Genomic DNA, 14,474 nt, shown 5'->3' with positions numbered 1-14,474 from the left:
CACCTTCCCCATCTGCTGATTGCCCAACCAACGGTTTAAAGTGAAGGGGTAGCCTACAACGCGCCGTCGAGATAGGCGTAAGGAATCTCCCCATGAGTCTGAAAGACCGCATTAGCGACGACATCAAAACCGCCATGAAGGCCAAAGACAAAGTGCGCCTAGAGACGGTTCGCAGCATTAAAAAAGTCATTCTCGAAAAAGAGTCTCTAGTGCGCCCCAGTGGCCAAGACGAGCTCACCGCCGATCAAGAGCTAGAGGTACTGACCCAGCTGGCCAAGCAGCGCCGGGACTCGGTCGAGCAATACCAAAAAGCCGGGCGCGACGACCTGGCCAATCAAGAGGCCCAAGAACTAGCCATTATTGAAGAATATCTGCCTCAGCAGCTCAGCGATGCCGAGGTCGAAGCCGTGATTGACGAACTCATCGCCAAAACCGGAGCCGCATCGCCCAGGGATATGGGCAAGGTCATGGGGCCTGCCATGCAGCAGCTCAAGGGCCGCGCCGACGGTGGCAAGGTGCAGGCTCTAGTCAAGGCCAAGCTAGGGGGCTAGCCCTGAACCCAAAACCTGCTTCAATTGAACGCCACAGGCAAGGGGCTTAGTCCTGACGTTGCAGCTTGTAGCGCAGTTCGGCAAGATGGTCGCTGTTGCCAATCAGGTGTTCGTCATAGTTGCGCTGCCACACCGACTGCCCCAGCTGGTTGAGCCGCAGATTGATGCGCTTTGCCGCCGCTGCCTTAAAGCCGGCAATAAAAGACGACAGTAGCCAGGGCTTCTGGCTCTCAGAGTTGCTGGTTAGTCCTGCACCGACGGTAGCGGGCACCTGCAAAAAGACAATGCTTTGCAGGCTCGTGGGGGTAATTGTCCAGACATCGAGGTCGATGCCTTTGCGGTTGGCGGCAGAGCGCACCCACTCGTCGGCCACAATCAGGCCGCAGTCGTTGAGACACAGCTGGCCCTGCTGGTAGTCGCCCAGTAAAGGCTGCTGCTGAAAGGTCGAAAGCCTAATCAGATAGGGTTTAGGTGCAGCGGAATGAGTCAAAATATCTGCCCTCGAAGCAACTATGGCGTAGGCGTTATTGCGTAGGCTCATTAGCGCTAAACCATGAATGCACCAGTACCTATAGTCTTCCCAGCCAGCCCAACCCAGCATCAACCTTGGGGATGAAGTTGTGGTGTTCTTTGAGCAGGGCTACAGACCATCGCTGAAGGCTTGAATCAGCTTGTCTAAATAGCTGTTGACGAGCTGGGCCGAGGTTTCGGGTAGAGCAGCCAGAATTTCGATTTGCAGATGGCGGTAGGCGGCGATCGCAGAGTCTTGTTTATGGAGGGCGCGAGTGATGTTCTGCATCCACATCACATACTCTTCCCTAAAACCGTCGGGGTCATCCAGCAGAATGGCTTTGGCAATACATTCTAAGGTGTAGAGCATGTCGCGCTGGCACTTAGCTCCGTGGACTTGCACCGCCTCGCGGTAGGAACCCACCATGAGCTGGCGCAGGGTGCTGAGCACCAGGGCTTCACTGTCTTCTCTCAGCCGGATATAGGTCTTAAAACGCGTATCAAAGGACGCCACAAACTGGGCTAGGGGCCGTAGTTCTAAATCGCTCAAGTACCGACCGTCAGCCTGCTGAATGGAGGTGAGCAGAGTGTGGTTCATAACCGTGGGAAAAGTGCATGACCCAAACAAATATCCCCCTAAGTTGCCCCCAGAGTTGCAAAAGGTAACAATTGGAAACGGTGGAGAAAGCAGACCGCACCGATGTCAATTGTTTTTTTCAGGCGGATCTGGCTGGTTAATAATGTCGTTGATCACGTTATCGACCGCCACGGTGAGGCGGTAGGGCGTGACGTTGTCAGATTGGGATACCACTACAACCTCGTAGTAGCCCGACTGGGGCAGCTCTCCGGCCCAGGTATTTTGCTCGGCATCGGCCAAAATGTGGGGCAGCTCGTCGGTGGGCACCGGCACGTAGAGCGAAAGGCGGGTGCTCTCGGGGGGGGCTTGCAGGTTGAGGCGCAGCAGCTGTTCGGCGCTGAGGTTGAGAATGTAGATCTGGCCATGGCCGGGGTTGAGATTGCCCTGCTGCTGCTGGTTAAAGGTGCCTTCGGCAAAAGTGATTTCGGTCAGGTTTTCACCGCTTTCCATGGCGTTGACCTGGTCTTGGGCCAGGGCAAACCAGATTTGATCGACGGGGGTTTCAACAAACCCTTCGCTGGCTCGCCCCGGGAACAGCTGGTTGAAGCGGGCGTCGGCGAGATCGTAGAGGGCTTTGCTGCTGACGTAGAGGGCGTTGACCTGGCGCTTCCAGCGATCGCTGTCGGTGGGGTTGTAGCGGCCTAGCTTGCTGCGAGCGTCGGTGCTGAGGTTGGCTTCAATAAGATCTAGATTGTCGGCGGCGATCGCATCCCACTTGGCTCGCAGGGGCTCATCCTGGGGCTGATCGGTGAGCTGGGTGCCCTGGCGATCGGGGTTTTGCTCGTAGAAGAGCTGGTCGGTGAGGCTGGTGATGTAAGACCAGTCAACGCTGAGGGCGACGGCGCGATCGCGCAGGGCCTGCTTGCGATCGCGCTCGGCATCGCTAAGGTTGGGATTGGTAGCATCACTGCCGCCGGGCGAAACCACTTCAGAGCCATCCCCCCCAAACTGGCTGAGCGGGTCAAGCCACCACCACAGACCGCCCGCGATCCCCACCGTGAGCAGCAGCCCGGCCATAGCGGGCCAGCACCCCGACGAGGTTTTTTGCACCGGCACCGCCCGGGGCGGGGGGGCCACGGTGGCCGTAGGGTCGTAGGCCATCGGGGGCGCGTAGGGGGCTGCCGGAGAAACAGCTACCGTGCTCGGTGGTTCTGGCCGGGGCGGCGGCACCGTGGGCTGCATGCGAATGGGCATGGGCTGCGACCAGGCTGCCGAAAGCGGATCGGGGTGAGCCAGGTTGAGGGCGGCCAGAGCCTGCCCGGCGGAGGGGTAGCGATCGCCCGGCTCATGCGCCACCAGCCGGGTCAGCACTTGAGTTAGGGTGGCTGACAGCTCAACCTGCTGGGGCCAAACCCAGCGATCGCGGCGATCGTCGTAGAGGGCGTCGGGGTCTTTGCCCGTCAGCAGCACCAGGGTGGTCATGCCCAGGGCGTAGAGGTCGGTGATTGGGCTCACCTGGCCCGATTCGAGCTGTTCTTCGGGGGCATAGCCCACGGTGCCCAGGCGGGTGATGGTGCCGTCGGCGGCCTGGTAGGGCTGGGCTACCCCCAGCTGATGGCGCACATTCACCACCAGCTGCTTGACGCCGCCAAAGTCGATCAGCACCGGGCGACCGTCGGCATTGCGCTGAATCAGGTTGTCGGGCGAAATATCGCGGTGCACAATACCAATGCTGTGCAGGTATTGCAGCAGCGGCAGCGTTTGCATTAAAAACTGCACTCCCTCGGCTTCGCTAAAGCTCTCGCCGACGGCGCGGCGGCGATCGAGCAGCTCACGGTACGTGGGGCCTTCGACGTAGTCCTGCACCAAAAACAGTCGCCCCTCATCCCGCAGCAGCTCGCGAAACCGGGGCACCTGGGGATGGTTGATCTGGTAGAGAATGCTGGCCTCGCGCTCAAACAGGGTCTGGGCCTTATCCAAAGCCAGCTTGCCCGGCACCTGGGGGTTGAACTCCTTGAGCACGCAGAGTTCTTGAAACCGGTGGGTGTCTTCAGCTAAATAGGTGTCGCCAAAGCTGCCCCGGCTGAGCTGCCGCAGCACTCGGTAGTGGCCTCCGAGCAACCGTTCCCCCTGTCCTGCTTCAGCCATGGCACGTACTGCTGAACCCAGCTATATAGTGTTGCGTTCGATGCATCTGTCACAGATTAGCGCAAACCAGCACTGTTTCTATGAACGGCTAAAGTGGGTCATCCAGAGCGCATTTGAGTGGTGGTGCACCGCTGCTCAAGCGCTCTGGCCGCCGACTGCGCCAATTTTATAAATCAGGATCAGCCCTTCACAAAAAAAGACCCCTGAGTTAGCTATCCTCAGGGGTCCGAATCAGGGTGCATCTACCGCTCTAATCTCCTAGCACCGCCGCTAAATTCCGGGGAAATACCTAGGGTTCACGGATACTTGAAACAAACTGGCTATGATCCAGGGACTCTGTGAATTGTTGACCTTTGCCCTATGTCCAGCCCTGTGACCTCCTCTAGAATCCAAGATTTTCCCGCCGCTGCACCCGCTGCGATCGCACCCCTAGCACCGGGAGTCTACATCGTCGGGGCCGGGCCGGGCGACCCAGAACTGCTGACGGTGAAAGCCCAGCGGCTGCTCAGCCAGGCCGATGTGATTCTCTACGCCAACTCCCTCGTGCCCCAGCAAATTTTGGAGTGGACTCACCCCGATGCGGAGCGCATTGGCACCGCGACGATGACCCTAGAGAGCATTTTGCCGCTGATGGTAGAGCGGGTGCAGGCCGGAAAATCGGTGATTCGGCTGCAATCGGGCGATCCGAGCCTCTACAGCGCCATTCATGAGCAGATTCAGGCGCTAGCCGAGGCGGAGGTGCCCTTTGAGGTGGTGCCGGGCATCAGCGCCTACCAGGCAGCGGCGGCCAAGCTCAACGCCGAACTGACCATTCCGGGCCTTGTTCAATCCATCATTCTCACCCGCATCAGCGGCCGCACCCAGGTGCCCGAAGCAGAAGATTTAGCGTCGCTGGCGGCCCACAAGACCAGCCTCTGCCTCTACCTCAGCGCCCGCCATGTGGAAGAGTCCCAGGCGCAGCTGTTGAAGCACTACGAGCCGGATACCCCGGTGGCGATTTGCTTTCGCATCGGTTGGCCCGATGAGCAGCTTTTAGTAGTTCCTCTGTCGGAGATGGCCCAAACCACCCGCGAAAAAGACCTGATTCGCACCACTCTGTACGTGATCAGCCCGGCGCTGCGAGGGCAAAAGGTCAGGTCGCGCCTCTATAGCCCCGACCACACCCACCTGTTTCGGCCCAAGGATCGATCGGTCACCCCCTCTGACGCGACCCAAGATGCGGTGACGATTGAGGCTTGACCTCAGTGGTTGCTGGGCTTAGAGTGTTGGCATTAAAACTGAATTTAAGCCTCTAGGGTTCCGGTTTGGCGAGGTTGCTAAACGGCTGGTCCGAGAGAGGCGGGTTGGTAACAGCCAACTACACGGCGGGACAAAAGCCCGGGAGGATTCTGGAAGTTGATCGATGCAGCTTCTTTAATTTTCCTGGGCTTTGCTGTGCCTGGCCTGGGAATCGCGTTTAGTCTAGTGCTCAATTCAACCCTGTGAGGCTTTCCGATGACCACCAACCCCGCTAACGATCCGGTATTTCAAAGCCCCAACGGCAGTTCCTCCGAGGCCCAGCGAGCGCTGGAGATGGAAGCTCGCCTGCCCATGACCGGCTGGCAGCAGGAGGTCTCCCAGGGACTGGAGTACGGCCTGGAGGCGGCGGCAAGTATTCGCGATCGCACCATCCCCACATTCTCCCGCGGCGAGCTGCCCCACTACGCGGGCATCAACACCTTCCTCAAAGCCCCCTACATTGAAGACGTGCGCCGAGTCGGTGAGTTTGATGTGGCGATCGTCGGCATTCCCCACGACAGCGGCACCACCTACCGCCCCGGCACCCGCTTTGGCCCCCAGGGCATTCGCCGCATTTCGGCTCTCTACACCCCCTACAACTTTGAAATGGGGATTGACCTGCGGGAAAGCATCACTCTCTGCGACGTGGGCGATGTATTCACCATCCCCGCCAACAACGAAAAATCCTTCGACCAGATTTCCAAGGGCGTGGCCCACGTATTCGCCTCCGGCGCGTTCCCGATCTTGCTGGGCGGCGACCACTCCATCGGCTTCCCCACGGTGCGGGGCATCTGCCGCCACCTGGGCGACAAAAAAGTCGGCATCATCCACTTCGATCGCCACGTTGACACCCAGGAGACCGACCTAGATGAGCGCATGCATACCTGCCCCTGGTTTCACGCCACCAACATGGCCAACGCCCCGGCCAAAAACCTGGTGCAGCTGGGCATCGGCGGCTGGCAGGTGCCCCGTCAGGGGGTGAAGGTCTGCCGCGAGCGAGCTACAAACATTCTCACCGTCACCGACATCACCGAGATGGGTCTCGATGCCGCCGCTGACTTTGCCATTCAGCGTGCCACCGACGGCACCGACTGCGTCTGGATTAGCTTCGACATCGACTGCATCGACGCGGGCTTTGTGCCCGGCACCGGCTGGCCCGAGCCCGGCGGCCTGCTGCCCCGCGAGGCCCTCTATCTGCTCAAGCGCATCATTCAAGAAACCACCGTCTGCGGCATCGAAGTGGTGGAGGTTTCGCCTCCCTACGATGTCAGCGACATGACCTCGCTGATGGCGACCCGCGTGATTTGCGACACCATGGCCCACCTAGTCAAGTCGGGCCAGCTGCCCCGCCGCGAGAAGCCCTCCTACATTCACGAAGAGGCGAATATGAATGTGGATGAGCCGTGGCAGTAGGAATAAAAGATGAGGCGATAGGGGGATGAGGTGATGGGGAAGATCGTGGCCCTAGTCATCCTTCTTCTCGTCCTTACCTTCCTCATCTCCCTCACCTTCCTTACCTCCCCTGTTCCCCGCCATGCATGAAACCGACATGACCAAGGCCCTGATTCTCACAGTGCGCGACTGGTGGGAGGAACAGCCAGGGCAGCCTGCTATTGAGAAAGTTCATTTGACGGTGGGCAAATTTACCTGCGTGGAGCCGGTGGGCCTACAGTTTGCCTTTGAGGTGCAGACCAAAGGTACGTTTCTCGATGGGGCTGAGCTGGTGATCAGCGAAACGCCACTGATTGCCTTCTGCCACGACTGCCAGAGCGAGTATCGACCCGAAATCGGCCTGCAATATGCCTGCCCCACCTGCAAGTCTCCCATGGGCGACATTCGTTCTGGGCGCGAGCTGAAGATCGATCGGGTAGAGTATGCGGAGGCGATCGCCCACCCGTAGGGTGCATTCGCGCAGCAATGCACCGCCCGAAATCTTGGCAGAAAAGACCGAACCTCACCCAACATGCTTGCAGACCCACCCCTGCCCCTCCCAGGAGGGGAGTCGGACAATCCCCAATCCAAACTCGCAAATCCAAATTTCCCATGCACCAAACTTTCGATGCTGCTTTAGGAATCGATCTGCTCCACGTCAACCAGAGCGGGGCTGACCACAACCGCACCCACTTCGATCGCTGGGGCATCACCTGCATGAATATCATGAGTAGCCCTGGGGCAGGAAAGACGGCGCTGCTGGAGCGTACGCTAGCAGGGCTGCATGGGGATCTGGCGATCGCCGTCATCGAAGGCGACATGACCACCGAACTCGACGCCGATCGCCTGCGCCAGTACGGGGTGCCGGTGATTGCTATCAACACGGGGCGATCGTGCCACCTCGACGCCAAGATGGTCGCGGGCGGCATTCATACCCTAGAACACAGCTACGACCCCAACGCCCTTGACCTGGTGCTAGTCGAAAACGTAGGCAACCTGGTCTGCCCAGCCGAGTTTGAGGTGGGAGAGCATGCCAAGGTGGCGCTGCTAAGCGTCACCGAAGGGGAAGACAAGCCTCTCAAATACCCGATCATGTTCCAGGAGGCCGACTGCCTGCTGATCACAAAGGTAGATTTGGTTCCGCATCTAGACGTGAGCGTTGAGCAGATCGCCGCCAACGTGCGGCAGATGAACCCCCACGTCACCATCATTGCGGTTTCAACTAAGACTGAGGAAGGATTAGAGGAATGGTTTGGGTGGGTAAAGTCAAAGGTCGTCACCACAGCTGAATCGCGTGTTCAACCCCCCACCGCAGAGGTGACCCACGCCCACATGTAGGGTGCATCGCTGCGCGGATGCACCGCCGTTGCCACAACCAAAACCCTATGACGGCCCGAGCAGTCGCCGCATGGCACCGCCGACGGCCCGCTTCATTTGCTGCTTGCGTCGCCAGCGCTGAAATTCTTTGCGGTAGCCATACTCATTGGGGCGATAGATGCGCCAGGCATCCCAGCTGAGCTTGAGGCCCCAGGGGGCAACGCCTAGATAAAGCAAGAATTTCACCAGCCCGCCCCAAAAGCCAACGCCGCCGGTCAGCACCAAGAACAGCAGCAAGAAACCGCCAAAAATGGCGAACTGAGACAGCCCGTGGTGAAACCGCTGGCGGCGCTGGCTATCGAACAGTCTTTGGTCAGCCAGTTCATACTTTTTTACGTCCCACTCGCGCTCGGCGGCGGCGATGGTGTCAGCGGCTATGCCCAGTTCGTCGGCAATCTCTAGCAGCTGGGCACGGGTGAGTTCGCCCGACTCGGTTTGACGGGCGATCGCCAGGCTCAAAATCTGTTGCGCATCCTCAGCTGGGTACAAAAACTCGCCGTTGCTGGTGTAAGCATCCGTCGCTAAATCCGCCATCGTCACCCTCTCGGCCAAGACTCTCTTTTTCCTTATAAACAAAATCTAAGCGTTTGCGGGGGCGGTTGGGGTACGGGAAACCTATTGTCACAGATTTGAGCGATCGCAGATTGCAGGCTTGAGCCCACAACCTCCGCCCAGGGTAATGCCCAGACGGCTTGATTTGATATGGTTTAGATCTCCGCCTTGTGGTGTGAGTGTGGGCCTGTCAGCCTAGGCAATCAGCGGCCCATCCGGTATCCGTCGTTGAGGAGAACGGTCGTGCTATCAAAATTGTTGGGAGTTGCGGTCGGGCTTTGGGCCGCCACAACCTGCTCCGGGACGGCGATCGCCACCTCCCTCAATCCCGATCGCCCTGAGGATGCGCTTCAGATCTTTCGCAAGCTGCTGTGCTCGGTGGAAGATGGCAAAGCCATGTATTTTGTCTGGCAGGGTAAGGTGTTTAGCCGCCAGCCTGGAGAAAGCGATCGCCATTTGTTCAATGTCCAGGGTATGAGTACCCGCGCCTGCACATCACTGACGTCTGAAACTGGTGCTGCTGGCTTTCGGCAAGTCACCCGCGAAGTGATGATTTACCTTGATCCTGAAACCAATGCCCTGCTAACCACCTGGGAAAACCCCTGGACTGGAGAAACCACGACCGTACACCCGGTGGCCAACGACCCCGTCAACTCGTCCCCCTTTTGGGCTGACACCACGGGGCAACGCCTCCAATTTCAGCACTTTGGCGATACCGATCTGCTGTTCTTCACAGTGACACTGCCCCTGTTTTATCCCAACCCCTTGGGGGGAGACCACCAAGACTACGTAGGCGGACACTATCACGCCATGGAAATGTTTACCTTTGCCGCTCAGCGATCGCGCCTCCTAGCCTCAGCCGACCAGGATATTGACGATGTCGCAGTCAGCTGGAGCCGGATCTCTCCCTGGCTACCCTGGATGAGAATGGGAGGGAGGCCTGGCGAGCTGGTCGTTCATGCCGCCAGTACCCGCTTAGCAACATGGCAACAGGTACCCGAACCCCTACGCAGCCAAGTTGCTGGTGAATTTGCCCTCTATCAAAATCCGCCTGCGCTGGATGATACCCGTCCCAACCAAACCACTTGGACTAACTTTCGCGACTACTTAGAGACCTTAGATAGTCAGCCATAGGCGTGTCGTCAATTCTGGCCATAATCCTTATCCCGTCGGCGTTGCCACGCCCGATCCAAAAAACAGGCTAAGGGCTGCAAGCGCTGATTCTTGGGCTATCAGCAGTCAACTGCTGACAGCTCCTAAAGGTTGCCGCTTTTCCAGCAATTTACCCCTCAGGCAGCGAGAACGACAGCATTTCGGGAATGCTAATCCTAGATACGCATCTAACCATCGGAGTGTGCACAATGACTCAACTGGTACCGATCCGCCTAGAGGATGGCACCGAAATTTACATGGAAGCCACCGACGACGTGGTTGCCCCCGCCCCCTTTGGCCCAGACACCTATGGCGAGACCACCCGCACCGCCAAAGGGTTAGGAATGCCCAACCAGGCCATTCAGACCCATGCTGCCCAAAGTTTTAAGGCCATTGAGGGCACCATCCGCACCTATACCAGCTACACCATGAATGCCTTCAAAGACATGGCCACCGCCAATGTCGAAAAAGTCACCCTAGAGTTCGGCCTTAAGGTCGGCGGAGAGGCAGGAGTTCCCTACGTTACTAAAGGCACCGCAGAGAGCAATCTCAAAATTACCGTGGAATGCTCCTTCAACTAAATCTCCGCTAGGCCAAAAAATTATCGTCACCCCCAGCCGGGTTTCTGCCAGCCATAGCCAGTCACTATGGGCCAACCGGAGCAGAAACCCGGTTTTTGTTGTGCCACTTCTTGACCGATGTATAATAATTTGATGATAAAACCTAGAAATCACGGGGGTTTTCCGAATCTTCTTTACTGTTAATTAGGTTCGGTTCGCTCTGATCTCTAGAATTTTTAACGCTCCCCCCCAGTAGATCGGTCGTTAGACCGTTCGTTGCAAGGCTACATCTGCGTTACCTTGCCCCTAGGTTGGGGTTATGTTCTTATAGATCGCTCCTGACAGTTCCTGAAACTCTAACCAACACCACCACTACAAGGGAATGAGATCTTGCAGGGATTGACGAAGGAAAAACCTATCTTAATCACCTGTTGCGCTGCCGGTGGTGCTCTGTTTCTCTTGACGCTGCTGGTTAGAACCGGCACGGGACGAACGCCATCGCTGCCGCCGCCGCCCCCCAGTGCAGAAAGCCTAAATATTCAGACCGTGCCGGTGCCGCCCCCCCCCACCGCTGGCCAGTCGCTCCAGCAAGATCGCTTTGAGCGCGATCTCAACCGACAGCAAGATTTGGTGAGCAGCCTACAAGACGAGCTGCGCGCCCAGGAGAATTTGGCCGAAGACCTCAAGGCTCAGCTCGAGCGTCAGCAGGCCGAAACTGATGCAGTGTTAGAGCAGCTCGACACCTACCAGACGGCAGTGGAAGAGATGACCTCTCAACAGGTGCGGCTGATTGAGTCAATTCCTCGCAACAATGAAACCCAGACCATGCTTCTGTGGGGGATTTTGGGCCTGTTTATGCTGCTGGTGCTGGGCGGGGGCACCGCCTTTGCCATTATTGCCCTGTGGCTGATGCACCTACAGCGGCGCACCCTTCAGCCGCCGCCCCAGCAAATAATGTATCCGGTGCGGATGCCGCCGCCCAACCCCTACTTTTATTACGAAAGGCAGCCTCTGCCGCCACCCGTGCAACCGCAGCCCTACGTGCAGTACGATATCAGGCCTTACGAATAAGCTGATATCCCTAGAATAGCTGGGGGATACAGAGGGTTGAGGGTTCCCGGTGTAAGGTTTAAGGGGTAAGACAATGCCCTCAACTTTCTCCTATTTTTCCCTAACCCTTGACGTCAATGGCTATGACTCTCACCCAGGTTTGGGGTGCTTTTTTAATCTTTGTGCTGTCTCCCATCGTGGGCGGGTTGCCCTTAACCGGGTGGTCTACTCGGCTGCTGTCAGGAAAACGGCTGCGGCGGGTGGGCACGGGCAATGTCGGGGTGTCGGCAGCCTTCTACCACGGCGGCAAGGTAGCGGGCATTGTGGCAGTGCTGCTGGAGGCGGCCAAGGGAATTGGGGTAGTGCTGCTGGCCCGGTATTACTTCCCAGCAGATCCGGTTTGGGAAATTATTGCCCTGATTGGGCTGGTGATGGGGCGCTACTGGTTTGCCAAGGGGGCGGGCACCACCAACGTGGTGTGGGGCATTGCGGTGTACGACTGGCCGACGGCGCTGCTGACGTTTATGCTCAGCGGGCTGGGGTTTACCATCTTTCGCGAGCGGCGTCAGGGCCGACTGCTGTCGCTAGTGCTGCTGCCGCTAATTACCGCCCTGCGCCACTCAGATGGAGCACTGGTGTTGGCGATGACCTGCCTCAGCGCCCTGATCGCCTGGATTTACCAAAAGCTGCCCGACGATCTCGATTTGCCCGACGATGAAGGACGATTGGAGTCTCGCACTATGTTTCGGTTTTTTCGCGGCGATCGCGCCCTAGTGTCCCTCGATCGCCCCCTCGACCCCGCTAAGTTTGGCCACAAAGCAGCCACCCTGGGCCAGCTAACGGCCTGGGGCTACCCGGTGCCGCGCGGCTACGTGCTGCCCGCCGGAGATGACCCGACTGCGCTGCTGGCGATCGCAGAGCCTTCCCCCACCCAGCCCCTCGCCGTCCGCTCCTCGGCCCAGGATGAAGACACCGGCACGGCCTCGGCAGCGGGGGTATATCAGTCATTTTTGAATATCACTGACCAGGAGGCGCTGGCGGCGGCGATAGTGCGAGTGTTCTCGTCCTATAACGCGTCCCAGGCCAGGGAATACCGACGGAGCAAGGGGTTGCCCGAGCAGGGGCTGGCGGTGATTGTGCAGCAGCAGGTGCAGGGGCAGTTTTCGGGGGTGGCCTTTAGCCGCGACCCCATTGCCCGCTGCGGCGATGCGGTGGTGATCGAAGCGCTGCCCGGCGGGGCTGACCAGGTGGTGGGCGGGCAGATAACACCGGAGCAGTACCGGGTGCTGGTGCAGGCCGATGACCTGCCGCCCCTGGCAGAAATTGCCGAGGCCGACTGGCGGCTCTCCGAGGCGCTGACCTTGACGGTAGAAGGCCAGGGTCAAACCCCATCACGACTGCTCCAGCAGGTGGCCTACCTGGCCCGCCATTTAGAAAGCCGCTACCAGGGCATTCCCCAGGACATCGAGTGGAGCTTTGACGGCGAAACCCTGTGGCTGTTGCAGAGCCGCCCCATCACCACCCTGCACCCGCTGTGGACGCGCAAGATCGCCGCCGAGGTGATTCCCGGCACGATTCGCCCGCTGACCTGGTCGATCAATCGGCCCTTGACCTGCGGCGTATGGGGCGAGATCTTTACGGTGGTGCTGGGCGATCGCGCCCGCGGCCTCGACTTTGAAGAAACCGCTACCCTGCACCACGCCCACGCCTACTTCAACGCCACCCTGCTGGGGGATATCTTCCGCCGCATGGGTTTGCCCGCCGAAAGCCTGGAATTTTTGACGCGAGGGGCCAAGTTTAGCCGCCCACCGCTGCGCTCCACGCTGCGAAACCTGCCCGGTCTGGTACGCCTGCTGCGCCGAGAACTCAAGCTGGAGCAGCAGTTTGCCCAGGAAAATCGCGATCGCTTCGATCCCGCCCTGCAATCCCTGGCTGACACGCCGAGAAATTCTCTCTCACCCCAAGAATTGTTCGACCGCATAGACCAGATTCTTGAGTTGCTGAAGCGAGTCACCTACTACAACATTCTCGGCCCGCTCAGCTTTGCCCTGCGCCGCGCCCTGCTCAAGGTGCCTGAGGAAAGCCTCAACCCTATGCAAAATGACGAGATTGCAGCTCTGGAAGTGTTGCGGGCGATCGCCCAAGACATTCGCCAGACGCTCTCAAAGCCCGAGCTAGCCCGCATTACCGACAGCTCCTCGCTGATGACCGCCCTGGCCGAGAGCACCGACGGCGAATCACTGCTCAAGGCTATGGGGCAGTTCACTGAGCAGTACGGCTACCTCAGCCCCGTGGGCACCGACATTGCCGTGGCCACCTGGCAAGAAAACCCTGGCCCGGTACGCGAGCTGCTGGCTCAGTTTGTGCGGCAGCCACCTCCCCCTAAATCTGCCGCCGTCTCACCCCAGGGCACAGCAGCCACAGTTCAACGCCGCCTCGACCTTAAGGGACAGGTGAATACCCTCTACAACCGGCTGCTAGCCGAACTGCGCTGGAGCATTCTAGCCCTGGCAACCCAGTGGCAAACGCAAGGGCATCTGCCGGAACGAGACGACATTTTCTTTCTCACCCTGGAGGAAATTCAGGAGTTGGTAGGGGATGGCATGCTCGACTGGAGGGGTGTGCGGGAGCGGATTGGCGATCGCAAAACCCAGTACAACAAAGACAAGCGCATGCCCGCCGTTCCCTATCTGGTGTTTGGCAACGAGCCCCCCAGCCGCCAGCTTTCCTTAATGCCGACCGCCATGGTGCAGCAGAAGCTGACGGGCATTGGGGCTAGCTCCGGCACCGTCGCAGGCCCAGTCGTGGTGATGACCCAGCTTGAATCGGTGACCATTACCGAAGGCCCGTTCATTTTAGTGGTGCCCTACACCGATGCGGGCTGGGCACCCCTGCTGGCCCGTGCCCAGGGGCTGATCGCCGAGGTTGGAGGTCGCCTCTCCCACGGGGCGATCATCGCCCGCGAGTACGGCATCCCCGCCGTCATGGATGTGACCAACGCCACCCAGCGGCTACACACTGGCCAGTGGGTGCGCGTCAACGGCGAAACCGGCACCGTGGAAGTACTGGAGCCACCAGGGAGTGAACCCCTCAGCCTTGAGCCAAGCCAAACCTGAAATTCCTTTGCCTCTATCTTCAGGCCTATCTCGAATTGAGCAGAAGTTCTTGGCAAATCAGTACAATTGAACTATTGTAGTAATGCAATTGTACTACTTCAGATTTCAGCCACTCAATTTTTGCGAATATGAATGGTTACCGTGGCGGGGCGCAAGCCCTGAGCTGGATTGT

At 58.9% G+C, this 14,474-nt stretch carries 13 protein-coding genes and 1 riboswitch; of the genes, 9 read left to right on the top strand and 4 right to left on the bottom strand.

Going from position 1 to position 14,474, the window contains the following annotated elements; all coding sequences use genetic code 11:
• Positions 1-92 precede the first annotated feature (92 nt).
• Complete coding sequence (locus VB780_RS14555) at positions 93-551, top strand: GatB/YqeY domain-containing protein (protein WP_323351885.1); 459 nt, start codon at positions 93-95, stop codon at positions 549-551.
• Between the two features lie 46 nt (positions 552-597).
• On the opposite strand, the gene VB780_RS14550 is transcribed toward VB780_RS14555, so the two are convergent.
• The 3 genes from VB780_RS14550 to VB780_RS14540 all read right to left on the bottom strand — a co-directional run bounded on the left by VB780_RS14550 (position 598) and on the right by VB780_RS14540 (position 3,786).
• Positions 598-1,092: a hypothetical protein gene (locus VB780_RS14550; RefSeq protein WP_323351884.1), complete on the bottom strand. Its 495-nt coding sequence runs from the start codon at positions 1,090-1,092 to the stop codon at positions 598-600.
• Positions 1,093-1,191: 99 nt separating this feature from the next.
• Positions 1,192-1,659 carry a phycobilisome protein gene (locus tag VB780_RS14545; RefSeq protein WP_323351883.1) on the bottom strand — a complete coding sequence of 156 codons (468 nt, stop codon included), beginning with the start codon at positions 1,657-1,659 and terminating at the stop codon, positions 1,192-1,194.
• Between the two features lie 105 nt (positions 1,660-1,764).
• A complete protein-coding gene (locus VB780_RS14540) occupies positions 1,765-3,786 on the bottom strand; it encodes a serine/threonine-protein kinase (RefSeq protein WP_323351882.1) in 2,022 nt (673 codons plus the stop codon).
• A 372-nt stretch (positions 3,787-4,158) separates the two neighbouring features.
• Here VB780_RS14540 and cobM point away from each other — a divergent pair, with 372 nt between their 5' ends.
• From cobM to hypB, 4 genes are all read left to right on the top strand, one after another.
• Positions 4,159-5,025: a precorrin-4 C(11)-methyltransferase gene (gene cobM / locus VB780_RS14535; RefSeq protein WP_323351881.1), complete on the top strand. Its 867-nt coding sequence runs from the start codon at positions 4,159-4,161 to the stop codon at positions 5,023-5,025.
• A gap of 41 nt (positions 5,026-5,066) precedes the next feature.
• Positions 5,067-5,172: riboswitch (guanidine-I (ykkC/yxkD leader) on the top strand.
• 108 nt (positions 5,173-5,280) lie between these two features.
• Positions 5,281-6,477, top strand: a complete 1,197-nt coding sequence (locus VB780_RS14530) for an agmatinase family protein (protein ID WP_323351880.1) — start codon at positions 5,281-5,283, stop codon at positions 6,475-6,477.
• A gap of 121 nt (positions 6,478-6,598) precedes the next feature.
• Positions 6,599-6,964, top strand: coding sequence for a hydrogenase maturation nickel metallochaperone HypA (gene hypA, locus VB780_RS14525; RefSeq protein ID WP_323351879.1), 366 nt, complete (start codon positions 6,599-6,601; stop codon positions 6,962-6,964).
• Positions 6,965-7,107: 143 nt separating this feature from the next.
• Positions 7,108-7,833, top strand: coding sequence for a hydrogenase nickel incorporation protein HypB (gene hypB, locus VB780_RS14520; RefSeq protein WP_323351878.1), 726 nt, complete (start codon positions 7,108-7,110; stop codon positions 7,831-7,833).
• A gap of 45 nt (positions 7,834-7,878) precedes the next feature.
• Here hypB and VB780_RS14515 read toward each other — a convergent pair whose 3' ends face one another.
• Positions 7,879-8,406 carry a 2TM domain-containing protein gene (locus tag VB780_RS14515; protein ID WP_323351877.1) on the bottom strand — a complete coding sequence of 176 codons (528 nt, stop codon included), beginning with the start codon at positions 8,404-8,406 and terminating at the stop codon, positions 7,879-7,881.
• A gap of 261 nt (positions 8,407-8,667) precedes the next feature.
• Here VB780_RS14515 and VB780_RS14510 point away from each other — a divergent pair, with 261 nt between their 5' ends.
• The 4 genes from VB780_RS14510 to VB780_RS14495 all read left to right on the top strand — a co-directional run bounded on the left by VB780_RS14510 (position 8,668) and on the right by VB780_RS14495 (position 14,302).
• Positions 8,668-9,558, top strand: a complete 891-nt coding sequence (locus VB780_RS14510; protein WP_323351876.1) for a DUF1838 family protein — start codon at positions 8,668-8,670, stop codon at positions 9,556-9,558.
• 227 nt (positions 9,559-9,785) lie between these two features.
• Positions 9,786-10,157, top strand: coding sequence for a CU044_2847 family protein (locus VB780_RS14505; RefSeq protein ID WP_323351875.1), 372 nt, complete (start codon positions 9,786-9,788; stop codon positions 10,155-10,157).
• Positions 10,158-10,526: 369 nt separating this feature from the next.
• Positions 10,527-11,207, top strand: a complete 681-nt coding sequence (locus VB780_RS14500; RefSeq protein WP_323351874.1) for a hypothetical protein — start codon at positions 10,527-10,529, stop codon at positions 11,205-11,207.
• A 122-nt stretch (positions 11,208-11,329) separates the two neighbouring features.
• Positions 11,330-14,302: a glycerol-3-phosphate acyltransferase gene (locus VB780_RS14495; RefSeq protein ID WP_323351873.1), complete on the top strand. Its 2,973-nt coding sequence runs from the start codon at positions 11,330-11,332 to the stop codon at positions 14,300-14,302.
• The last annotated feature ends 172 nt before the right edge of the window (positions 14,303-14,474 follow it).

The sequence above is a fragment of the Leptolyngbya sp. CCNP1308 genome (assembly GCF_034932455.1).
In the GTDB taxonomy this organism is placed as follows: Bacteria; Cyanobacteriota; Cyanobacteriia; order Phormidesmidales; family Phormidesmidaceae; genus Nodosilinea.
This window is presented reverse-complemented; position numbering and strand designations above follow the sequence as displayed.

Coding starts and splice junctions, on each gene's coding strand:
- VB780_RS14555 (WP_323351885.1), top strand. CDS start 93: ATGAGTCTGAAAGACCGCATTAGCGACGACATCAAAACCGCCATGAAG.
- VB780_RS14550 (WP_323351884.1), bottom strand. CDS start 1,092: ATGAGCCTACGCAATAACGCCTACGCCATAGTTGCTTCGAGGGCAGAT.
- VB780_RS14545 (WP_323351883.1), bottom strand. CDS start 1,659: ATGAACCACACTCTGCTCACCTCCATTCAGCAGGCTGACGGTCGGTAC.
- VB780_RS14540 (WP_323351882.1), bottom strand. CDS start 3,786: ATGGCTGAAGCAGGACAGGGGGAACGGTTGCTCGGAGGCCACTACCGA.
- VB780_RS14530 (WP_323351880.1), top strand. CDS start 5,281: ATGACCACCAACCCCGCTAACGATCCGGTATTTCAAAGCCCCAACGGC.
- hypA (WP_323351879.1), top strand. CDS start 6,599: ATGCATGAAACCGACATGACCAAGGCCCTGATTCTCACAGTGCGCGAC.
- hypB (WP_323351878.1), top strand. CDS start 7,108: ATGCACCAAACTTTCGATGCTGCTTTAGGAATCGATCTGCTCCACGTC.
- VB780_RS14515 (WP_323351877.1), bottom strand. CDS start 8,406: ATGGCGGATTTAGCGACGGATGCTTACACCAGCAACGGCGAGTTTTTG.
- VB780_RS14505 (WP_323351875.1), top strand. CDS start 9,786: ATGACTCAACTGGTACCGATCCGCCTAGAGGATGGCACCGAAATTTAC.
- VB780_RS14495 (WP_323351873.1), top strand. CDS start 11,330: ATGACTCTCACCCAGGTTTGGGGTGCTTTTTTAATCTTTGTGCTGTCT.